The sequence below is a fragment of the Alteraurantiacibacter buctensis genome, from assembly GCF_009827655.1.
GTDB lineage: Bacteria > Pseudomonadota > Alphaproteobacteria > Sphingomonadales > Sphingomonadaceae > Alteraurantiacibacter > Alteraurantiacibacter buctensis.
Genome location: NZ_WTYV01000001.1, coordinates 69,952 through 91,748, shown reverse-complemented (window position 1 = coordinate 91,748; position 21,797 = coordinate 69,952). Strand labels below are relative to the sequence as shown.

Sequence of the window (21,797 nt, the reverse complement as noted above, 5' to 3'; positions counted from 1 at the left end):
GCCCGCTCCTCTGTTCCCACTAGCAGCTAAAGGAGTTGGCCAGGTCACTCCGCTCATTGTCACCAATGCACGACAGTGCGCTAATGGCGCGCGCGTTGACCGCTGTGCCATCAACCAGGGTCACTTCGCGGGCCACTTCGGCTGAGTTGGGCGGCGACCCGAGCAGACCGTCCTCCTGAGCGATCGTAGCCTGACTGATGGCCAGGAGCGCCGAACCAAGCGCTGCAGTTAGCCGGCGCAATCGATGCACAGCGCGGCTTCCGGGCGGGCGGCCAGGCGGCCGGCAGCGATTTCCGCGCCGCATTTCGTGCATTCGCCATAGGCGCCATTGGCAATCCGCTCCAGCGCGCGGGTGACGCTGGCGATCTCGCGGGCGACCAGTTCGGCCTGGCCTTCCAGCGTGGCGTCGTCCTCCTGCTGCACGGCGCGTTCGCCGCTGTCGGCATCGGCAGGCTCATCCAGATCGGTTTCGATGTGGGCGAGACGGGCAGTGAGTTCGGCCAGCATCTCCTCGAGGCGGGCCTTGGCGGCAACGGTATCGGTCATGCAGCGTCTCCCGGAACCCAGCAGCCGTGGAAGCACATCGGCTGGCCAAAGGGCAGTTTGATGGTGGCAAGGGCAGGGCGGCTGACATCGTTACCGTCAAGGATCAGCAGGTCCATGCGCTTCTCTGCCATGCGGTCCACCGCGACAAGGATGTAGCCGTCACCCTCCGGCGAATCGGGGGTGCGGGGCACGAACACCGGCTCCTGGCTGACCCCGCCTTCCAGCGGGTGGACCCTGATCTCGCCGGTCTCCCAGTCGATCTGGCCCACGCTCATGACCGGGAAGTCCCGCAGCGCGAAATAGCCCACACGGTACCTCTGCATGGCATAGCGGTCGTCGATCTTGGGCATGTCGCCGAAGGCACCGTTAAGCGGAGCGAGCGTCACCGCCTCGGCATCGGGCTTGCTGAGGTCGAAGGTGATGCGGGTGATCTGCGTCATCGTCTGCGGCAGGGTGGGCTGGTTGCCGTGCTTGTCCTTGAAGAAGGAGAAGCAGTTGCCGGGTGAACAGGGCACGTCGATGATGACCTTGTCGCCTTCGGAATAGGCGTTCATCACGTGGCCCATCACCAGGCCGGGGATGTCGAACCAGCGCATGTCCTTGGCCGGATCGCCATTGCGCGGCATGATGCCCCACTTGCTGGGCAGGTCCGGGTCATACTCATAGTAATCGCCGCCGGCGCGCAGGCGGTCTTCGTCGGCCAGCAGTGGCATGATCGGCAGCACGATGTGGTCGCGGGTGATGCCCCAGTCATGGCTGAGGCCGGGGTAGGGCGTGTGGAACCATTGTTCGCGCACCAGCAGGCCGTGCTTGTCAAATACGTGCAGGCTGGCGTCGGTGGTCGGCTCGCCACCGGCAAACACGCCGTAGGACCACCACTCGCCGGTAACCGGATCGATCTTGGGGTGCGCGGTCAGCGCCGTACTGCGCAGGTGGCCGAAGTCGCCCACCTCCAGCGTTTCCAGCGTCTCCGGGTCCAGGCGATAGGGGCGGCTGTCCTCGCGCAAGGCGTACAGCTCGCCGTGGTGGGCAAAGGCATAGGTGTTGCCGGTGTTGTCGCGCTGCGGCAGGTTAGAGACGCTCTCGTCATCGGTATAGCGGTTGCGGTACTTGCCATAGAGGCGGCGGCGGGCGGCCAGTTCCGCCTTGAACCGCTCGGTCTTCACATAGCGGCTGCGGTAGGACACGTGCCCGTCCTCGAACCGGAACATGCTGAACATGCCATCGCCGTTGAGGATGATGTCATCCTCCAGCGTGGGGAAGGCCCGGTCCCCCCCGGTGCGGTAATAGGCGCCGTTCCGCAGCGCTTCGGGGATTTCGCCCTCCACCTCGCATTCGAACACGTCGGCCTCGAAGCGCATGGGGTTGCGCTTCATCAGCCCGAAGCTGTGGTAGGGGTGGAACGGCTCCGGCATGTCTCTCTCCCGCGGGTCACTGGCCCGTTTGACACCGTCAATTGAAGAGCCAATACCGGACAAGATCAAGCAGCTAATTGACGGGAGACAAGATGGGCGAGGTATGCTGGCCGCAAGGCGTGCCGCAGGTGATGCCGGCGCAGGACCGTGGCGAGATCGAGGAGCTCTATGCCCGCTATGCCTGGGGCATCGACCTGGCGGACGAGGAACTGGCCATCAGCACCTTTGCGCGAGAGGCAGAGTTCGACCACCTGTGGCAGGGCAAGGTCCGTGGCCACGAGGCGATCCGCGAGAACCTGCGCAAGCTGTGGTATGACCGGCAGCACTGGTGGTATGGCCGCCACCACCTGATGAACCACTTCATCATGGACCCGCACCCGGAAGGCGCCCGCGTCCGCTGCTTCTTCCAGATCATCCAGTGGAATGCGGACTATCGCACCAACTTCGTCTTCGGCATCGGCACGCGCGATGACCGGCTGATCAGGGAGGATGACCGCTGGAAGTTCTGGCGCCTGACGGTCAACGCCTGGACCGATGTCGACCAGGTGCCGTGGAAGGGGAACCGCACCCTGCCGCAGCGCCCGCCCTATACCATGCCGCCGGTGGACACGCGGCCGTTCGACGAGCAGGGGCGCGATCCGTTCTGAAGCGCGCTTGCTTACGCCAGCCCGCGATAGCGGAAGTCGCGGAACACGGCTTGGCCGCTGCCCGCCGCGAACAGGGCGGGGCGCAGGCTCTGCAGGTCGTCGATCACGTTGGCGTTATAGCCCGACACTTCGGAGCGCACGCCGTGACGGGTCCAGTCCTGCCCGTCCAGGCTGTAGTAGAAGGTCACGATCTGCCGGTCGTTGACGATCCGCAGGTGCATGGTCCGCGCCGCCGGGGCGGGTTCGCGCCAGTGGCTGGGCTTGCCACCGCGATAGCTGATCATGCGGTCCCCGGTGATGCCCATGCCCAGGAACAGCCGGTCGTTGAAGAATAGCAGCAGGCCGGCTTCCCCTTCGCCTTCCAGCGTCACTTCCACGGTGATCTCGAATGCGCGGTCGCCCACGGTCTGGGTCAGGGGCGAGGAGGTCTCTGGGCCGCGGCCCTTGCCCTTCAGCACCAGTTGCCCATCGCCCACCTGCACCCGCGCCGCTTCGTTTGCGCCCGGGCCATAGAACGACCACTTCGGGGCAAGCTGCGGCTGGTCGAACGCGTCCGACCGGGCAAAACCGTGCGGCCCACCGCTGCGGCCTGATGGCATCGGCAGGGGCGCCGACAGGTCACCGCCCAGCGCGCGGGGCCAGCCGTCCGCCGTCCACTCGAACGGTTCCAGCAGGGTCTGCCGCCCCAGCGTGCGATAGCCGTTCTCGTACCCGTGATAGACGAAATACCAGTCACCCGCCGGCCCCTCCACCGCCGTGGCATGGCCGCGCGACCACCAGGCCTCGGCGGCATCGCTGGTCCGCACGATCGGGTTGTGCGGGCAGTTTTCCCACGGCCCGTTGACCGATCGCGAGCGGGCGGTAATCACCATGTGCCCGGTGGGCGGTCCGGCCGTGCCGCCCACGGCGGTGACGATGTAGAACCAGCCATCGCGCCGCAGCAGCTTGGGCCCCTCCAGCGCATAGGCTTCGGTTACCCAGTCCTCGGGATAGCGCCAGCCATCATACACCTGCTCCACCGGGCCGGCGGCGCGCAGGCCGTCGTCGGTCAGCAGTACGCGGGCAATGCCGGACAGGAACAGGTAGCGCTTGCCGTCCTCGCCCACCACGTGGCCGGGATCGATATAGCCCTCGATACCCATGTCCACCGGCTCGCTCCACGGGCCGCGAATGTCATCGGCGTGGATCACGTAGATGGCGTTGCGCCGCCCGCGCAGGGCTACCGACCACGGCGCGGGGATGAACGGGATGTAGATGTAATACCGGTCCTGATGCTTCACCAGTTCGGGCGCAAAGACCACGGCAATCGGGGCGGGCAGGGCCGGGCCGATCATGGTCCAGTTCACCAGGTCGCGCGAATGCCACAGGATCAGGCCGGGGGCCGAATCGAACGACGAATGGGTCATGTAATAGTCGTCGCCATCCTTCAGGATGGTGGGATCGGGGTAGTCACCCGGCAGCACGGGGTTGCGGTAGCGGCCATCGCCCAGATCGGCCTTGCGCTGGCCTTCGATGCCGTGGGCCCAGCCCGGTTCAGCCGGCGGAGCAGCGCCGCATTGCCTGTGCTCTGCGGCCTGGGGATCGGCCGCCGCAGCAGCAACGGGCAGGCCCAGCGCTCCGGCCAGGGCAAGCTTGATTGCATCGCGGCGATTTTCCATGAACCTGTCCTGATACCGAGGGGATTACTCCGTGTATTGTAGGCATGATTCCAATTCAAGGGACTTGCTCACCCCCCGCCGCTGTCACCGCTCTCCGTAGCCGCCAGCCGGTAACCCACCGCCGGTTCGTTCAGGATCAGCACCGGCGTGGCCGGATCAACTTCCAGCTTCTGCCGCAAGGCCCGCACGGCCACGCGCAGGTAGTCGACATGCTCTTCGTGCGCCGGGCCCCAGACGGCGCGCAGCAGGTGGCGGTGGGTCAGCACGCGGCCCCGGTGGCGGGCCAGTTCGGCCAGCACGGCGAACTCCTTGGGCGTCAGGTGTACTGGCTCGCCGGCGCGGGTCACCGTATGGCGGAACAGGTCAATTGCCAGCGGGCCGCACACAATCGGCTCCTGGTCGGACCCGGGGCTGAGATCCACCAGGTTGTCGACATAATGCTGCAACCTGGCCGCTTCGGCTGCCACCGCGCTGGCGGCATCCCTGTCCGCCGGATTGCGTCGCAGCGCGCGTGCGCCCGCCTGGATCGCCAGCAGGCGCGGCTTCACGTCCTCGCCGATCGAAGCGAGCAGCACGGCGCGCATCCGGTCCCGCTCGCGCCCGGCGATGGCGGCGCTTGCCTCGGCCTCCAGTCGCGCGCGTTCCAGCGCCAGGGCGGCTTGGTCCAGCAGGTTGCCCAGCAGCTCGCGCTGGCTTTCGGCTATCGGCGGCTTGCCGTCCGGGCGTGCCAGGCCAAGCGCGGCGTGGATGCGGCCCTGCCCGATCACGGGATGGAACTGCCAGTCCGCCTGGCTCACCCGCTGCAGCCCGCGCCCGGCGGGCTGGCCTTGGGCCAGCGTGGCGGCCAGGGCCGCGCGGTCGTTGGCTGCCAGTGCCAGGCCGGGCGGCAGGGCGGCAAGGACTTCGGGCTCGTCTGCACTGGCGGCGAACACCACGTTGCAGGCGAACAGCCGGGCAAGGTCTGTCACCACCACCCTCGCCACGGCTTCGCGATCGGTACACGGCAGCAGCCGACGGGCGAGGCCGGCAATGGTGGCGTTGCGCGCGGCATTGGCGGCGGCAAGGCTTGCCTGCGTCCGCATGGCGCTGGTCAACTGGCTAGTCACCACGGCTACCAGGAACAGCGCTGCCACCGTCACCAGGTCGCCCGGACTGGCGATGCGCAGCGTGTGATAGGGCTGGGTGAAGAAGAAATTGAACGCCAGCGTGGCCACCAGCGCCAGCAGCAGCGATGGCCACAGACCGGCATAGCGGGCCGTCACCAGCACCGGGGGCAGGTACAGCAGCACCACCGCGGCCGATCCCCAGCCGGGCGCGATCAGCAGACCGGCCAGCGTGGCCAGCAGGGTCAGCAGCAGCCCCAGCGCCAGTCCTGCGGCGCGCAAGAGGGTGGACGGGGCCTGAACCAGGGCGGGTTGCGGATAGGATTCCATATGGGGCAAGGAATGGGCGCGAACGCGGCATTCGTCGAGATGGCGCGCACCTGGCGGCTGCCAATCCACATGGAAACTTAATGCGCTTCGGGCCCACATCGCGGGGCATGGAAACGCCCATCTCCGCGCCGCCTGCGGCCAACCCCGCCCATCAACCCCCCGCCGATCAAACCCGGACCCATCCCCCGAAAGACAGCCTGCCGGTGCTGATGCTGGGGGCCATCGGCGTGGTCTATGGCGATATCGGCACCTCGCCGCTCTATGCGCTGAAGGAGAGCTTCGTAGGGCCGCATCCGCTGGCGGTGGACCGGCTGCATGTGTTCGGCGTGCTGAGCCTGATCTTCTGGTCGCTGATGCTGATCGTCACCGTGAAATACGTCTTCGTGGCCATGCGCGCGGACAACAAGGGCGAAGGCGGATCGTTCGCCCTGCTGGCACTGATTGCGCGGCATGTGGAAGGCCGCGCGCTGACTGCGGGACTGGTCACGCTGGGGGTGCTGGCGGCGTCGCTGTTCTATGGCGATGCCATGCTGACCCCGGCCATTTCGGTGCTGTCCGCAGTGGAGGGGCTTACCATCGTCAACCCCGCGCTGGACTCGCTGGTGCTGCCGATCGCGATGGTCATCCTGATCGCGCTGTTCCTGATCCAGAGCCGCGGGACGGCCAAGGTGGGGGCGCTGTTCGGGCCGATCGTGCTGGTCTACTTTGCGACCCTCGCCACGCTGGGCGTGGTCAACATCGCCGCCCGGCCGGAAATCCTGGGCGTGCTGAACCCGCTGTGGGCGGGGCGCTTCTTCATGCATGATCCGCACCTCGCCTTCCTGGCGATGGGATCGGTGTTTCTGGCGGTGACGGGCGCGGAAACGCTGTATGCCGACATGGGCCACTTCGGCCGCCGCGCGGTGGCCTTTTCCTGGCTGGGCCTGGCCTATCCGTGCCTGATGCTTAACTACATGGGCCAGGGCGCGCTGCTGCTGGCCGATCCGGCGGCGGCGGAAAACCCGTTCTACCTGATGGCCCCCGAATGGGCGCGCCTGCCACTGGTGTTCCTCGCCACGGCGGCCACGATCATCGCCAGCCAGGCGGTGATTTCGGGCGCCTTCTCGGTCACCCACCAGGCGGTGCAACTGGGCTTCCTGCCGCGCCTGAAGACCCTGCAGACCAGCGAGAAGGCAGCCGGGCAGATCTATATCCCGGCGATCAACTGGGCCCTGCTGGTGATGGTGCTGGTGCTGGTGCTGGGCTTCGGGGAATCGACCCGGCTGGCCAGCGCCTATGGCATCTCGGTGATCGGCACGATGATCATCACCACGCTGATGCTGGCGTTCCTGGTGTTCAAGGTGTGGCGCTGGAACAGGCTGCTGGCGGGTGCCACGATCGCGCTGTTCCTGGCTGTGGACGGCACCTACTTCGCCTCCAACATCGCCAAGATCCCCGATGGCGGCTGGTTCCCGCTGCTGGTGGCGGGCGTGCTGTTCACCGTGCTGACCACCTGGGCCACCGGGCGGCGGATCATGCGCGAGCGGATGGAGGAGGGAGAGCTGACGCTGGCGCAGTTCATTGCCGCCACCGCCGGCTCGGTACACCGGGTGCGCAACACGGCGGTGTACCTGTCCGCCTCGGCCGCAGGGGTGCCATCGGCGCTGCTGCACAACCTCAAGCACAACCAGGTGCTGCATCAGCGGGTGCTGGTGGTGACGGTGAAGGTGGAGGATGTGCCGCAGGCAGACCCCGCCGGGCGCGCCGAGGTGAGCGACGCGGGCCACGGCTTCTACCGCGTGATCCTGCGCTATGGCTTCATGGAGGAAGTGGACGTGCCGCGCGAACTGGCGGCCCTTGCCACCATCGGCGTGCCGTTCGATCCGATGGCGACCAGCTATTTCCTCGGCCGCCAGAAGCTGATCCCCTCGGCCGACCACCCCGGCATGGCCCGCTGGCGCGAGGGGCTGTTCGCCTGGATGTCGAAGAGCTCGGAAAGCGCGATGGAATCGTTCAAGCTGCCCACCAACCGGGTGGTGGAACTGGGCAGCCAGTTGCAGATCTGACGGCCCCATTCGTTTCCATCGCAAACCGCTTGCACGCGCCTGCGCCTTCGCTAGTCTTGCCCCACACGGCCGGGCGCAAGACCCGGCGGGGGGAGAGAAAAGCCTTATGAAACCAGTGACGGCCCTGTGCGGCCCCTTGCCCGTCGTGGCCCTGGCACTGGCGGCCATTGCGGCCCCGCCGGCCACCGCGCACCATTCGTTCGCCATGTTCGACAACACCCGTTCGATCACGCTCCACGGCAGCGTGACCGAGTTCAAGTGGCAGAACCCGCACGCCTACCTGGAAATCGATGACGACAGCGGCACCCATTTCACGCTGGAGATGACCAGCCCCAACATGATGAGCCGCGGCGGCTGGACATCGCGCACCATCCGCACGGGCGATATCGTCACCGCCTATGTTGCCCCCTTGCGGGACGGGCGCAACGGCGGGCTGCTGCTGGAGGTGGTCCTGCCCAGTGGCCGCCACATGCTGCCCGGCGTGCCCAATGCCAATCGCTATCATCGCAGCGACCGGGCGGGGGGCCAGTGATGGGCCTGCGCCGCTCCCTGTTGTTGGCTGCGCTGCTGGCGGGCACCGCCGCACCCGCCCTGGCGCAATCGCACCCCGATTTCACCGGCACCTACGAGCGCTATCCGCTGCCCGGCGAAACGCCCGATCCGCGCTATGCCCCCAACCGCCCGGGCGAGCCGCCGCTGAAGCCCGAATACCTGGCGGACTATCGCCAGTTCCAGGCCGTGCTGGCCTCCCGCGCAGAGGAATCGCAGCCGGCGGGCGAGAACTACATCCGCTGCATCCCCGACGGCATGCCGGCGATGATGATGGGCATGTTCCCGATGGAGGTGTTCCAGCGCGACGAGCAGATCAACATCACCCAGGAAGCCTTCAACCAGACCCGCCGCATCTACATGAACCAGGACCTGCCCAACTGGGACGAGGTCAATCCCGGCTTCTATGGCACGTCGGTGGGCCACTGGGAGGGCGACACGCTGGTGATCCGCACCACCGGCATCAAGGAAAGCGTGGAGTTCCAGTGGACCCCGCATTCCGAGGCGATGGTGATCACCGAGCGCATCCGCCTGCTTGCGCCCGACATCCTGCACAACGAGATCACCGTGGAGGACGAGTATTTCGAGCGGCCGTGGACCTATTCCTACAGCTATCGCCGGATGCCCGGCTACAAGCTGCAGGAATATGTCTGCGAGGATAACCGCGACTATGTGGACGAGAACGGCAACCACACCATGCGGCTGCCGGGGGAGGAATAAGGCCAACCCACCGATCCGCTCGCTCGGGACGAATGGGGTGAGGGCTGCGGCCTAGCGCCCGTTCTGGCCCAGACCCTTCTGGCCCGGAATCTTGGCCAGCTTGCGGACCTTCTTGTCCGCCTTCTTCGCCTTCTTCTTCCCCTTGCCGGCCTTCTTTGCCAGCAGGGCCTCGGCCAGGCGGCGCACGCTGGTGATGCGGGGGCGGGTTATCCGCCGGTCAAGGATGGCGCGGGCCAGGTCCTGCGCGGTCATCTCTGCCTGATCGGGCAGCGGCGGCGGCGCGGCGGGTTCTTGTGGCTGCTCGTCGGTCATGGCCCCGGTCTGTCTCCCTTTTCCCCGCCAAGTGCCCCGCCCGGCGGAGCGCGGGCAAGCACCGGCAGGGCGTGGTCACAAGGTGGACAGAATCAGCCCGCGATACCGCCTTGTGCCTCGCCCACCACCAGATGCGCCTCGCAACCCAGCCAGCGGGCCAGGGCGTTGAGTTCCGACACCACCTGGTCAGAGGCGAGCGGGGCGCGTTCCGGCTCCAGCCACAGGACCAGCCGGTCCTCGTGCCGCGACAGGCGGCTGGTCAGCAGCGAGGCGCGGGTGCCCGCACCGATCCGGCGGCACAGGCGCAGCGCCAGCCCCCAGCCGGCGGCGACGCGCAAATCGGCCTCGCTGGCCAGGCCCAGCAGCCGCAGCGGCGGTTCGGGCCGTCCGGCGGCCCCGTGGAGGGCAGCGGCGATCAGCGCCCGCCCGCGATGGTCCACGCCGATCCAGCGCTTGTCCAGCGCCCAGTCGTCCGAGTGGCGCAGGCGCATGTTGGGCTCCAGATGGACCTGTGCCTTGGCCAGCAGGGTGGCCGCCAGCCGCAGGGTCTCGCTGCCCTTGCCCACGCTCTGCGCGACGGCGCTGGTCCAGCCGGCCATCATCGTCGCGGCATTCAGGCTGGCCCCACGCGGCGCGGTGAAGCGCGAGACGGCGGCGATCAGCGGGTCCTGCGCCCGCTCCGCCGGGTCGAGCCGGTCGAACAGCAGTCCTTCGCGCAGGCCCCAGCTCGATATGACCAGGGCCGATGGCTTCAGCTTCTGGATCATCACCCGCAGCATGGCAGCCGCATCGGGCAGGCCGGCGGCGCGGCTGGAGGGGATGCCTTCCACGGCCGAAAGCTCTTCCGGGTTGGACTGGGCCAGCCGCTTGCACAGCTTGGCGGCGCGCGCCGGGTCGAGCGTGAAGGCGTGCGGGTCGGTCAGCGGATAGCGGGTGCGGTGCATGGCCAGCGTGGCCAGCGCGCGCCAGGTGCCGCCGACCAGGTACAGCGGGCCGCCCACTTCGGCTGCCCAGCGCGCCTGGTCCAGCGCGGCAGCCACGCCCTTGCGCAGCGCCTCGTCACCCTTGGCCCGCATGGGAGCCAGGCGCAGCGTGCCCAGCGGCAGGCTGACGCCCTGGCCGCATTCACCGCCGGCCAGCTCCACCAGTTCCAGGCTGCCGCCGCCCAGGTCTGCCACCAGCCCTTGCGCCTTGGGAAACGCGCCGATCACGCCAAGGGCGGCATAGCGTGCCTCTTCCTCCCCGCTCAGCAGGCGGGGTTCCAGACCCAGCGCGCGCACCCGGTCAAGGAACTTGGGCCCGTTGCTGGCATCGCGCACGGCGGCGGTGGCCACGCACTGCACGTCGGCCACTTCCAGGTCCTTCAGGATCACGGCGAACCGGGCCAGGCCCCCCAGCGCCAGATCCATCGCCTTGTCGGGCATTTTTCCGCTGCCCATCAGGTCGCGACCAAGGCGGGCGGTGACCTTCTCGTTCAGGTAGACAGCGGGCGCGCGGCGCGAGCCGGTGTAGACCACCAGGCGCACCGTGTTGCTGCCGATGTCGATCACCGCGCGATCGGGGCGGTACTCCCCGCCGTTGGTGCGGCGGGTGCCGGAACTGGTGGTCACGCAGCACCCTTCCGCAGGGCAAGGCGCGGCACGCGGCTGTCCTTCAGCGCGCCGCCACGGCCGGAAAGCGAGGGATTCGTCATGAAATAGGCGTGGCAGTTGAACGGCTCGCCGTCATCCTCCACGCGCTGGTATTCCCCGGTTTCGCCGTCGAGCAGCCACGACTGCTCGGTATCCAGCAGGTTGGCCAGCAGCACCTGTTCCAGCACCTGGTCATGCACCGTGGGGTTGGTCATGGGCACCAGCACCTCCACCCGGCGGTTGAGGTTGCGGCTCATGGCATCGGCGCTGGAGATATAGACCGTGGCCCCGTCGCCCGGCAGCGGCGAGCCGTTGCCGAAGGCCCAGATGCGGCTGTGTTCCAGGAAGCGGCCGATGATCGACTTGACGGAGATGTTGTCCGACAGGCCGGGCACGCCGGGGCGCAGGCAGCAGATGCCGCGCACCACCAGCACCACGCGCACGCCGGCCTGGCTGGCTTCGTACAGCCGGTCGATCATGCCCTTTTCGGTAAGGGAATTGAACTTGGCCCATATGGCGGCCGGCTCGCCGGCCCGGGCATTGGCGATCTCGTTGTCGATCGCAGCATAGAGCCGTTCGCGTAGGTTCAGCGGGCTGATGGCGATCCGCTCGGTCTGGGCAGGCTCGACATAGCCGGTGATGAAGTTGAACAGGCGCACCGCATCACGCCCGAAGGCGGGATCGGCGGTGAAATAGCTGAGGTCGGTATAAACCTTGCTGGTCACCGGGTGGTAATTGCCGGTGCCGAAGTGGCAATAGGTGCGGTAGCCGCCATCCTCGGCGCGCACCACCATGCTCATCTTGGCGTGGGTCTTCCAGTCAATGAAGCCATAGATCACCTGCACGCCGGACCGTTCCAGCTCGCCCGCCCAGTGCAGGTTCTGCTCCTCGTCGAAGCGGGCCTTCAGCTCCACCACGGCGGTGACCGACTTGCCGCGCTCCGCCGCCGCGCACAGGGCGTTGATCACGGGTGACTGGTTGCCTGCGCGATAGAGCGTCTGCTTGATGCTGACGACGGCCGGATCGGCCGCCGCCTGGCGAATGAAATCGACCACCACCTCGAAGCTTTCGTAGGGGTGGTGGACCACGATGTCCTTCTCGCGGATGGCGGCAAAGCAGTCGCCATCGTGCTCCAGCACGCGTTCCGGATAGCGCGGGGTATAGGGCTTGAACTTCAGGTCCGGCCGGTCTTCCGCCACCACGGTGGCCAGGCCCGAGATACCGATCATTCCCAGCGTCTTGGTGATGAAGGCCTGGTCCAGTCCCAGCTTCTCGCGCAGCAGGTCCTCGCTCTCGGCGTCGAAGCTTTCGTCCAGCTCCAGCGTGATCACCTGGCCCCGGCGGCGGCGCTGGATGGCGCTGCGGAAGAAGCGCACCAGGTCCTCGGCCTCTTCCTCCACTTCGATATCGCTGTCGCGCAGGATGCGGAACACGCCGTCACCACGGATGGAGAAGCCGGGGAAGATCAGCGGGGCAAAGCGCTGCACCAGCCGCTCGATGGCGACATGGGTCACGATGCCGGTGCCGGTATGCTCGGCCGGAACGCGGATGAAGCGCGGCAGGGCGGCGGGGATCAGCACCATCTCCACCAGGCGGCTGCCGTCCTCGTTGCGCTCGAGGCTGAACAGCACGCCGATGCCGCCGTTGGCCACGAAGGGGAAGGGGTGGGCCGGATCGATCGCCTGCGGGGTGATGACCGGGATGATCTGGTCGATAAACTGCTGCTGCAGCCAGCTTTCCGCCACCTTGTCATCCAGGTCGCCGCCGCGGATCGACAGGCCTTTCTCTTCCAGCAGCGGGCGCAGCTCGGTCAGCGCGGCCTGCTGGCCCAGCTCCAGTTCACGCAGCTTCAGGGCAATCGCGGCCAGTTGCTGGGCGGGGGTCTTGCCGTCGATCGACAGGGTGCCGGTGCCGGTGCGGACCTGGCCGATCAGGCCGGCCATGCGGATCATGGCGAATTCGTCGAAGTTGCTGCCGCTGATCGAGAGGAAGCGCAGCCGTTCCAGCAGCGGATAGGCCGGGTTGCGCGCCTCGGCCAGTACCCGCTGGTTGAAGGCCAGCCACGATTGCTCGCGGTTGAAATAGCGCTCTTCCGGGCTTTCCGGCGGGGCTGCGGCAGCCGTGCTGACCGGTGTCTCTTCAGGGGCGCTGGCGTCGCTCATCGCGGCCCTGCCTACAGCAAGTCGGCGGCGCGGGCGATGGCGGTGATGCCGCGCTTGCCATCCTGCCGGCCAAGCTGGACGATCACGTCGATCACCCCGGCGGCATAGGCAATGGTATCGCTGCGCGTGAGGCCGATGCCAGTCTGCATCACCATCAGGCTCAACTGCTCCAGCGCCCCGCGCAGGGAATTGGCGTGAATGGTGGAGAAGCTGCCGGGGTGGCCGGTGTTGATCGCCCGCAGGAAGGATACGCTTTCCGCGCCGCGCAGTTCGCCCAGCACGATGCGATCGGGGCGCAGGCGCAGGGCGGCCTGCAACAGTTCATTGGCGGACACCTTGGCCTCGCCCAGCTCGCCCTTCACCGCCACCAGGCCCACGCCGTTGGCACCGGGCAGCTTCAGTTCGGGCGTATCCTCCACCAGCACCACGCGCTCCTCGCGCGGGATTTCGCCCAGCATGGCGTTGAGGAAGGTGGTCTTGCCGGTGCTGGTGCCGCCTGAAATCAGGATGGTCTTGCGGGCGCGGATCGCGGCGCGGAGGAACTGGATCGGCTGCTGCACGGGGTCGGGCAGCACCTCTTCGGCGTGCCCGTCAAGCGGGCCGGTGTCATAGGCATCAAGCGGCAGGTCCAGCCGGCGGTGGCGGCGAATGGCCAGGGCCCAGTGCTTGCGAGTGGCGGGCGGGCCGCAGAACTGCACGCGCGCGCCATCGGGCAGGGTGGCCCCCAGCAGCGGGTGTTCGCGGTTGATGCCCTGGTGGCTGACGCGGGCCACCTGTTCGGCCAGCCGCTGCACCAGCCGGTCATCCACTTCGGGGGCGCTGACGCGCTGCATGCCGGGATGGGCGGCATCCTCCACCCAGATCTCGCCCGGCCGGTTGACCAGGATCTCGGTCACGGTGTCGCGGTCAAGCCACTGGCGGAACGGGGCCAGGTAGGCGTCGAGGTAGACCGAGCCGCTGGGCGCGACAGGTTGGGCGGCGGTCATGCCGGTATCCGGGGCGGGTTCATCACCCAGGCGGTGTATCTCGGCCGGCATAACGGATCGTTACCTGACGGTTACAGGCGCGGGGCCTGGCTGAAATCCAGGTCGCGCGCGGTAAACACGCGGATCGGCTCACCCATGCGCACGCGCACCGTGGGCGGGCGCTGGCCATCCTGTTGCAGGGCTGTGCTGGCGGCGGTTTGCCCGCCACCCAGGATCACGCTGGCCCCGCCGCTGGCAATGGTCGTCAGCCCGCCGATCACCGAGAGCAGCATGGCCGAACCGAAGCGCGAGAAGAAGTGGCTGTCCACCCGTCCTTCCAGCCCGGCGGTGCCATCGAAGCTGGTGGCCGGGCTGGCCAGGTTGACCGATACGCCATCGGGCCGGATCACGCGGGTCCAGATAACATATGCGCGGCGCTGGCCGGCCTGCAGCCCGCTCTGGTACTGGCCGACCAGGCGGCTGCTCCGCGGCACCAGGATGCGGCTGCCATCGAAGCTGCGCACATCCTGGCTGACGACGGCGCGGACATAGCCGGGCACGTCGGTGTTGATGGCGGTTTCCAGGATCGCCGGGATCATCGTGCCCTGGGCCACGGTGGTGGCGGGGTTGATGTCGGCCCGCGCGGTGGCGGGTCCGCCCCCCACGCCCCCGATGCGCGAGGCAAAATCGCCCGCGGTGCCTGCGCCCGGCACCTGGCCGCCGGTCTCGGCCGCAGTGGCCACGGCAGCGGCCATGCCGGTAACCACGGGGGCATTGCTCCCGTCATAGACCACGGTGGGCGAATTGTAGGGGTTCACATAGGGCTGCGGGGCCCCTTGCGGGTTGTAGCCATCGACCATCATCGGCGCCGCCTGGCCGGGCACGGGCTGGGCTTCCATCCCCGGCTGCACCGCGCCGGCATTGGCAGATGGCAGGGTGGCGATATCGGGCAGCGGCTGGACTACGGCGGCCTGCGCGGGAGCTGCGGCACCCGGCGCTACGCCCTGCGCGGCATCCTGCGGCCCCTCCTTGCCGGCGTTGAGGCCCCACAGGGTGGCCGCGCCGATAATCATCACGAAGCCAATCCCGGCAGCCAGGCCCAGCGCGTCGGAGTGGCCCTTGCGGTTGGCCACGGCGGGATAGCTGGTGCGGCTGGCGAGGTCGATGATCTCGGTCGTCGCATCCTCGCGCGGATCGCGGTCGCGGGCGGCGGAACTGTTCTTTTCCGGCAGGCGCATGGCAAGCTTCATGGCATCAGGTCCTTATCACGCACCGGTCCGGTCGGCGGTGGCCGGCCCGTTGTACACGAGCCGGGCCATGTCCTCGCCCGACCGCAGGATGATCTGTGCGGGCACGGCGTCGATCACGATCACCCCGCCGCGCGTGGCATAGTTCACCGGGCCTTCCACCCCGTCCTCGTTGACCACCAGGATCGCCGGCATCGGCTCCCCCTCGGGCCAGGCAAGGAAGGTCGCCTCGCCGTTGTCATAGACCGTTTCCGGCAGCAGGGCAGGCGCGCCCGATGTGCCCCAGGCAAAATTCAGCGTGGCCGGGTCAAGCACGGCCAGGTCGTCGCTGGCCGCCGCCATCTCGTCCGGATTGGCGCTCTCGCCGGTGCCGCCTTGCGCCAGCTGTGCGGCGGCGGCGGCTTCAGCGGCCTCGTCCTCCGGATAGGAGAACGACAGGACATAGAGCGGGTTGCGCACATTGGGCCCCGCCACCAGGTCGAACAGGTAGACGCGCTTGCTGGTCACCACGGTCATATTGGTGCTGGCGCGCGGGTTCAGCGGCTTCACGAACAGGATGTCGGCGCTGCGGTTGGGCGTGACCTGCCAGGCCTGCGAATCGCCGATGGCGACGTTCTCGATCCGCTCGTCGGACCGGAAGCGGATGGTGGCCTGCACGTTCACCCGGCCTTCCACCCGCACCACGCGGTCGGCGGAATATTCGCGGGTGACGAGGCGGGCATCGCTCTGCGCCATGGCCGGGGTGGCCGCCGTGGCGAGGAGGGCCGCTGCAAGAATGGCGCGGAACATCAGAACTTCTCCGTGGATCGAACCGGCGCGGACTTGAAGCGGCTGCCGATGCCGCGCACGCGCGAAGGGGTGGCGCTGTCCGCCTGAGCGGAAGCTGAAGCGGAGCCGGGGCCGGCTACCACGCGCGTCTCGCGCACGGTTCCGCCGGCTTGGGGCCCGCTGTCATTGGCAGGCACGGGCATGGCGCTGGCCACGCGGATCTCGCGCCCGGGAGCAGGAGAGGTGGCAGCGGCCAGCGCCGCACCGGGCACCGCAGCGGAGGCAGCCGATGCGGCAGGCGCGGGGGCATAGGCGGGGCGCGCCGAGCGATCGTCCGCCCGATCTTCCTTGCCGGCGCTCATGCCGAACACGCTCCAGCCGCGCACCATCGTGCTGGTCACCTTCATCACCATGGCCATCAGCGCCAGGTGCACCGCGCCGATCATGAAGAAGGCCATCGCCGGGCGCACGTCGATCTGGCCGGGCGTGGCCATCAGCGAGGCAAGCACGGGGGTGGCCAGTTCCAGCATCAGCGATCCGGCCAGCACGGTGAACAGCGGGGCCAGGGCCACCATCACCACCGCCTTAAGCCAGCCGGTGAACAGGCCGCGCGTGGGCCGGAACAGCGCCATCACGATGAACACCGGCCCCAGTGACAGGAGCACGGCCAGGGCAATCTTGGTGGTGGCCAGCACGCCCACCGTGCCCAGCAGCAGCATGGTCGCCCCGCTCCACAACAGGCCGGGGGGCGAGAAGATGGAGGTCGTCTCCGCCGCACCTTCGCCGCCCGATGCCTCCATCAGCGAGAACATCACCACGTCCAGCTTGTCGGCAAAGATCGTGGTGGCAGAGCCCTGCGTGCCCATCATGGCGCTGGCGATCTGGTCCGGCGCGCCCACGGTCAGGTTCCAGAACACGGCCTGGAATGCGATCCAGCTGGTCGCCATCGTCACCACGGTGATCAGGGTGAACACGCGCGGCACCAGGCTGCCAAGGCCGATGCGCAGCCGCCCGGTCAGGAAGCCATAGCCGATCAGGATCACGAACAGCGACAGCAGGATCTGCAACGGCACCACAAAGGCACCTTCCGGCCCGAAGATACGGCTGAAGGCGGCTTGCGACATCTCGCCGGCGGCACAGTCGATGGCGCGCAGGCTCGCGCCGATGCCCGCGCCAACGCCTTCCAGCGCCGCCTGGCACTGGCTGACGCCGCTGGCAGCGGGAACCGGAGCGGGCGCGGCCGCGATCACTGGGCGGCTTCCCAGGCCTGGTCGTCGGCCAGGTCGTCCTCGCCGGCAGCGGCCGGCGTGCCGGGCCAGCGCTTGCCGGTGAGGGCAGGGAACCACTGGGCGGGCTCGTCACCCACCGCTTCGCGCAGCAGATCCAGCCGGCGCACGGTGCTTTCGCGGCCCGAGAGGATGGTGAGCACCTCGGGCGCATTGCCCAGGTCCAGCCGGACAACCACGGATGCATCGGGCTGGCGCACCAGGAAGCAGCGGCTGTGCGCGGGCAGGGTGCGGATCAGCGCCAGTTCATGCTCGGTCAGGCCGAAGCCGTCGCAATAGTCCTCCGCCCGGGCGCGGGCATTGGGCATGAAGATCATGGTGGCGGTCTGCTCCACCAGGGCGGTGGAAATGCGGCTTTCCAGCGCGTCGCGGGCGGACTGGGTGGCAAAGCCGACCAGCGCGTTGCGCTTGCGCAGTGTCTTCAGCCAGTCCCGGATGCGCGCGGCGAACACCTCGTCGTCCAGCGCCTTCCAGCCCTCGTCGATCAGGATCATTGTCGGGTGTCCGTCCAGCCGCTCGTCGATGCGGTGGAACAGGTACATCATCACTGGCGTGCGCAGGCGGGGGTTTTCCAGCAGCGCGGTCATGTCGAAGCCCAGCACTCGGGCCGACAGGTCCAGCTCGTCGGTGGCATTGTCGAACAGCCAGGCGTGTTCGCCGCCGTCCATCCAGGCGCTCAGGCGATCGGCCAGGTCTCCCGGCTGCGGGCGGCGGGTGCCGCTCAACAGTTCGCGGAAGTGGCGCAGGCGGCGCAGTTCGGGCGCATTGGCATAGGCGGCATCCACCGCTCCGGCGATGGTCGCCTCCTCCTCCGGCCCTTCGGCCTTCAGCAGCACGCCCAGCCAGTCACGCAGGAAGGCGCGGTTGGTGGGGGTATCGGGCAGGGCCATGGGGTTGAAGCCGGAAGGCTGGCCGCTCTGCACCCGGTCATACCGCCCGCCGATGCCGCGGATGAACAGCTCCGCGCCGCGGTCCTTGTCGAACAGGACGGTGCGCGGCGAGAACTTCTGCGCCTGCGCGGCCAGGAAGTTCATCACCACGGTCTTGCCGCTGCCCGACGGGCCGATCACGGTGAAGTTGCCCAGGTCCCCGTGGTGAAAGTTGAAGAAGAACGGGGTGGAACTGGTGGTCTGCAGCAGGGCGACCGCCTGGCCCCAGTGGTTGCCATCAGCCTGGCCCAGGGCAAACCCGTGCAAGCTGCCGAAGCTGGCCATGTTGGCGGTGGAAATCAGGCTGCGACGGACCAGGTAGCCTTCGTTGCCGGGGAACTGGCCCCAGAAGGCGGGCTCCAGGTTGGTATCCTCGCGCACGGCGATGGCGCCGATATCGGCCAGGGCGGCGGCCACGCGGGCGGCGGCCTCGTCCAGCTTGTCCAGCGTGGCTTCGCGCACCAGGACCGAGAGGTGATGATCGCCAAAGGCCACGCTGCCGGCACCCAGTTCGTCGCGGGCAGAGAGCATGTCGGCCCGCTCGGCGGCGGCGTCCTCGTCAACCGAACGCAGGCGGCGCAGGGCCAGGTCGATCTTCTCGCGCGCGGTCTGCCGTTCCTGCGGGGCGAAGCTTTCGCTCACCACCATTTCGTGCGGCTGGCGCAGCAGGGCATCGAGCAGGCCCGGGCTGGTCGCGTCAGGGTAATCCTTCAGGCTGATGATCGCCGCGCAATCGGCCCCGCTGGCCCCGCGCAGTTCCATCGCATCGATGCCGAAGCTGGCCCGGCGATAGGGCAGCATCTGGCCGATGTCGGTGCTGTCATCCGGGCGGCGCACCGGGCGCATTTCGCCATTGTAGAGCGCGCTCAGCAGCTCCAGCAGCTCGTTGTTCACCGCGCCGCTGGGGCCGGTGTAGTCGCCCAGCGGCTGCGCGCCGTAATCGCCCAGGCTGGCGGCCAGCGCCTGCAGCGCGGCGCGCAAGGATCGCAGTTCGCGGTGGTCGATTTCCTCCGCCTCGGTGGGCTTGCCACGGACCATCCTGGACAGCCGCTCGCCCCAGCCTGCCTTGCCGCGCGCCGGGCGGCGCACCAGGGTGACGAACTGGTCATTGACGAACAGCGATCCGGTGGACAGCCGCTGCCGCCAGCGGGCATCGATGTGCGCGGCCAGCGGATCGTCGAAGCTGGCTTCCAGCTCCACGCTCACCCGCCGGCGGATGACATGGTGGTAGAGCACGAAGCGGCCATCGAGGTTCGATCGCAGCATCACCTCGCGGGTGGCGGCGTGGGCATTGAGGGCCTGGGTGTCCTCGGTCTCGAACAGCAGGCCGGGCACTTGCAGGGCGGCCATCAGGCTGCCGTCGCGCAGCAGCACCACATCGCTGTCGACCAGCGTGGCATAGGGCAGGCGGTCACCCGCCTTCGCCTCCTTGTCGTTCCACGCCGCTGCTCCAAGCCATTTGGCCATAGCTAATTCCCTTGCCGCCGGTCAGGCGGTGTAACTGTTGCAGCCCCAGCGCTTGTAATTGCGCACCCGGGGGCACTTGCTGACCTTGGTGAGCCAGAGGTCGAAAATGCGCGGTTCGCGCAGGCAGGCGAAATAGCCGATGGCGTGCATCACGAACGGCACCGGCAGGATCCACAGGCTCTTGAAGATCAGGAACACCTCGGTCGTCACCAGCGCGTTGATCACGAAATAGTTGAGCGTGACCCCGGCAAACATCTGCGGCCGTGTCAGTGCCCGGTGCACGCGGTGGCGGACAAGCTGCATGGGCGTCAGCCCGCCGCGCCCTGGATGCCGGCCACGATGGTCCCGGCGCCGAAGATGATGAAGATGCCGATGATCACGGTGGCGCCGAAGCGCCAGTTCATCCGGCCGGTCAGCATGCCGAAGCCCACCGCGGCCACGGCCATCACCGCCACGGCGGTGGCCACGTTGCCCAGCATCGTGCCCTGGATCCACAGCAGCGCGTTCTCGATCGGGCCGCTTCCGGCAGTCGTCTGGGCGCGCGCCGCAGCGGGAGCGAGAAGGGCAACAATCGCGGCAATTCGAGCAACAAGACGCATGATTACTGGGCACTCCGGGTATTGCTGGCCACACTGTGGCTGGACAGGCGGCCGATGATGGCCGCCACATAGTTCTGGGTTTCGCGGATGCGCGGGATGCCGCCGGCGCGCTGTACCCGGCCGGGGCCGGCGTTGTAGGCGGCCAGGGCGTTTTCCAGATTGCCGTCAAAACGGTCAAGCTGTTCGCGCAGGTAACGGGCCCCGCCTTCCAGGTTGGCGGCGGGATCGTCCGGGTTCACGCCCAGCTCCCGCGCGGTGCCGGGCATCAGTTGCGCCAGGCCACGCGCGCCCACGGGGCTGCGGGCATTCTCACGCCAGCGGCTCTCCTGCCAGACCACCGCCTCGATCAGCGCAGGCGAAAGGTCATACTTGGCAGACAGGTGCGCCACCAGCGGCTGGTAGCGGGCGGGAACAATGCTGGCATGGCGGGCGGTATCGGCCAGCGCCACTTCGGGCACCAGGCCGGCCTCGGCGGGAACTTCTGCCAGGTCACCGGCGGGGGCGGAAACCTGCTCCACCATCATGTTCGGGCCGGACAGCCACTGCGCCGCGCCATCGTCCGCGATCACCAGCACGTCGGCCCGCGCAGGCGTGGCCAATGCCACGGCTGGCAGCACGGCAATAACAAGAAGGCGTTGCGGCAGAATCACTAGGGTCCCGATCGTCCAATCCCTGCGCCAATGCTTACAACAAATGACAGCGGCGTGACAGCGCGCAGCAAAAAGGGCCCGGCGTGCAGGGTAACACGCCCGACCCTTTTTGTGTCACGGCCTGTCGCCAGGCTGAACGAGGTGGGTGGTTTGCCCGTCAGTTCAGCGCCACAGCCCGGTCGCGCAACTGGCGCAGCGCGGTCTGCGCGGCGCGGCGCGAATCCACCCACGAGCCATCGGCCAGTTCGAGCTGGTAGCGCACCTGGCTGGCGGCGGCGGCGCGGAACATGGCCTCCGCCCGGTCGAGCTGCTGCAGTTCGGCATAGGCGCTGCCCAAGTTGATCAGCAGGGCCGGATCGTCCGGGTTCTCCGCGCGCAGGGCCTCCAACCGCTCCACCGCAGCCTGCGCCTCGCCAGCGGCCAGCGTGTCATAGGCCACGTCGCGCTGCTCGATCGCATCGGATACGACCACGGCAGGGTTGTCGACCTGGCCGGCGGCCATGGCGGCGAAGAGAAGAAGGGTCATCATAGCGTGCGTCTCCCGCGACAAACTTGGTTATGCCAGCAGTGATGCGCCGCGCCGAGGCTGCCTGCAACAAAACTGCAAAACTGTCATAAAACCGCAACAAACAGAGTTTGCGCCCGATTGCCTGCACCGCTCCCGCCGAGTCTGCGTGGCCGTTGCCGCATAACTGTCACACGGACCGCAAACTGTCACATCGCGGTCCTAGCTGGCGATTCGCGCACCTTAAACCGGCGCTTCATCGA

20 protein-coding genes are annotated in these 21,797 nt (G+C 68.0%); 4 read left to right on the top strand and 16 right to left on the bottom strand.

Features of this window, described 5'->3' with window-relative positions; translation table 11 throughout:
• Nucleotides 1-228: 228 nt before the first annotated feature.
• Nucleotides 229-546, bottom strand: coding sequence for a TraR/DksA family transcriptional regulator (locus GRI99_RS00400; RefSeq protein ID WP_160770049.1), 318 nt, complete (start codon nucleotides 544-546; stop codon nucleotides 229-231).
• Entirely contained in the window at nucleotides 543-1,961 is a 1,419-nt protein-coding gene (locus tag GRI99_RS00395) for a carotenoid oxygenase family protein (protein WP_160770048.1), read from the bottom strand. Before GRI99_RS00395 ends, GRI99_RS00400 begins: the two co-directional genes overlap by 4 nt.
• 77 nt (nucleotides 1,962-2,038) lie before the next feature.
• Here GRI99_RS00395 and GRI99_RS00390 point away from each other — a divergent pair, with 77 nt between their 5' ends.
• On the top strand, nucleotides 2,039-2,608 hold the full coding sequence (locus GRI99_RS00390) for a nuclear transport factor 2 family protein (RefSeq protein WP_160770047.1): 570 nt from the start codon (nucleotides 2,039-2,041) through the stop codon (nucleotides 2,606-2,608).
• 11 nt (nucleotides 2,609-2,619) lie between these two features.
• Here the strand turns inward: GRI99_RS00390 and GRI99_RS00385 are convergent, their stop codons facing one another.
• Both GRI99_RS00385 and GRI99_RS00380 read right to left on the bottom strand, forming a co-directional pair.
• Nucleotides 2,620-4,266: a family 43 glycosylhydrolase gene (locus tag GRI99_RS00385; RefSeq protein WP_160770046.1), complete on the bottom strand. Its 1,647-nt coding sequence runs from the start codon at nucleotides 4,264-4,266 to the stop codon at nucleotides 2,620-2,622.
• Between the two features lie 68 nt (nucleotides 4,267-4,334).
• Nucleotides 4,335-5,699 (bottom strand): DUF4118 domain-containing protein, encoded by a 1,365-nt coding sequence (locus GRI99_RS00380; RefSeq protein ID WP_160770045.1) that lies wholly within the window; start codon nucleotides 5,697-5,699, stop codon nucleotides 4,335-4,337.
• A 107-nt stretch (nucleotides 5,700-5,806) separates the two neighbouring features.
• Here GRI99_RS00380 and GRI99_RS00375 point away from each other — a divergent pair, with 107 nt between their 5' ends.
• From GRI99_RS00375 to GRI99_RS00365, 3 genes are all read left to right on the top strand, one after another.
• A complete protein-coding gene (locus GRI99_RS00375) occupies nucleotides 5,807-7,744 on the top strand; it encodes a potassium transporter Kup (protein ID WP_160770044.1) in 1,938 nt (645 codons plus the stop codon).
• Nucleotides 7,745-7,850: 106 nt separating this feature from the next.
• Complete coding sequence (locus GRI99_RS00370) at nucleotides 7,851-8,276, top strand: DUF6152 family protein (RefSeq protein ID WP_160770043.1); 426 nt, start codon at nucleotides 7,851-7,853, stop codon at nucleotides 8,274-8,276.
• Nucleotides 8,276-9,013: a hypothetical protein gene (locus tag GRI99_RS00365; protein ID WP_160770042.1), complete on the top strand. Its 738-nt coding sequence runs from the start codon at nucleotides 8,276-8,278 to the stop codon at nucleotides 9,011-9,013. The genes GRI99_RS00370 and GRI99_RS00365 overlap by 1 nt, the downstream gene beginning before the upstream one ends.
• Before the next feature lie 51 nt (nucleotides 9,014-9,064).
• On the opposite strand, the gene GRI99_RS00360 is transcribed toward GRI99_RS00365, so the two are convergent.
• From GRI99_RS00360 to GRI99_RS00305, 12 genes are all read right to left on the bottom strand, one after another.
• A complete protein-coding gene (locus tag GRI99_RS00360; RefSeq protein WP_160770041.1) occupies nucleotides 9,065-9,325 on the bottom strand; it encodes a hypothetical protein in 261 nt (86 codons plus the stop codon).
• Nucleotides 9,326-9,417: 92 nt separating this feature from the next.
• Nucleotides 9,418-10,935 (bottom strand): Ppx/GppA phosphatase family protein, encoded by a 1,518-nt coding sequence (locus GRI99_RS00355; protein ID WP_160770040.1) that lies wholly within the window; start codon nucleotides 10,933-10,935, stop codon nucleotides 9,418-9,420.
• Nucleotides 10,932-13,118: an RNA degradosome polyphosphate kinase gene (locus GRI99_RS00350; protein ID WP_160770039.1), complete on the bottom strand. Its 2,187-nt coding sequence runs from the start codon at nucleotides 13,116-13,118 to the stop codon at nucleotides 10,932-10,934. The genes GRI99_RS00355 and GRI99_RS00350 overlap by 4 nt, the downstream gene beginning before the upstream one ends.
• 11 nt (nucleotides 13,119-13,129) lie before the next feature.
• Nucleotides 13,130-14,104 (bottom strand): P-type DNA transfer ATPase VirB11, encoded by a 975-nt coding sequence (gene virB11, locus GRI99_RS00345; protein WP_237438103.1) that lies wholly within the window; start codon nucleotides 14,102-14,104, stop codon nucleotides 13,130-13,132.
• A 71-nt stretch (nucleotides 14,105-14,175) separates the two neighbouring features.
• Entirely contained in the window at nucleotides 14,176-15,333 is a 1,158-nt protein-coding gene (locus tag GRI99_RS00340; RefSeq protein WP_237438048.1) for a TrbI/VirB10 family protein, read from the bottom strand.
• A 15-nt stretch (nucleotides 15,334-15,348) separates the two neighbouring features.
• Nucleotides 15,349-16,119 carry a TrbG/VirB9 family P-type conjugative transfer protein gene (locus GRI99_RS00335; protein WP_160770037.1) on the bottom strand — a complete coding sequence of 257 codons (771 nt, stop codon included), beginning with the start codon at nucleotides 16,117-16,119 and terminating at the stop codon, nucleotides 15,349-15,351.
• On the bottom strand, nucleotides 16,119-17,348 hold the full coding sequence (locus GRI99_RS00330) for a TrbL/VirB6 family protein (protein ID WP_337192817.1): 1,230 nt from the start codon (nucleotides 17,346-17,348) through the stop codon (nucleotides 16,119-16,121). The genes GRI99_RS00335 and GRI99_RS00330 overlap by 1 nt, the downstream gene beginning before the upstream one ends.
• Nucleotides 17,345-19,780 carry a VirB4 family type IV secretion/conjugal transfer ATPase gene (locus GRI99_RS00325; protein ID WP_160770036.1) on the bottom strand — a complete coding sequence of 812 codons (2,436 nt, stop codon included), beginning with the start codon at nucleotides 19,778-19,780 and terminating at the stop codon, nucleotides 17,345-17,347. The genes GRI99_RS00330 and GRI99_RS00325 overlap by 4 nt, the downstream gene beginning before the upstream one ends.
• A 21-nt stretch (nucleotides 19,781-19,801) precedes the next feature.
• On the bottom strand, nucleotides 19,802-20,083 hold the full coding sequence (locus GRI99_RS00320) for a VirB3 family type IV secretion system protein (protein ID WP_160770035.1): 282 nt from the start codon (nucleotides 20,081-20,083) through the stop codon (nucleotides 19,802-19,804).
• A 5-nt stretch (nucleotides 20,084-20,088) separates the two neighbouring features.
• Nucleotides 20,089-20,379, bottom strand: a complete 291-nt coding sequence (locus GRI99_RS00315; RefSeq protein ID WP_160770034.1) for a TrbC/VirB2 family protein — start codon at nucleotides 20,377-20,379, stop codon at nucleotides 20,089-20,091.
• Nucleotides 20,380-20,381: 2 nt separating this feature from the next.
• Nucleotides 20,382-20,993, bottom strand: coding sequence for a lytic transglycosylase domain-containing protein (locus GRI99_RS00310; RefSeq protein ID WP_237438101.1), 612 nt, complete (start codon nucleotides 20,991-20,993; stop codon nucleotides 20,382-20,384).
• A 193-nt stretch (nucleotides 20,994-21,186) separates the two neighbouring features.
• The gene (locus GRI99_RS00305) at nucleotides 21,187-21,555 is read right to left on the bottom strand and encodes a tetratricopeptide repeat protein (RefSeq protein ID WP_237438047.1); all 369 of its coding nucleotides are present in this window, start codon (nucleotides 21,553-21,555) and stop codon (nucleotides 21,187-21,189) included.
• Between the last annotated feature and the right edge of the window lie 242 nt (nucleotides 21,556-21,797).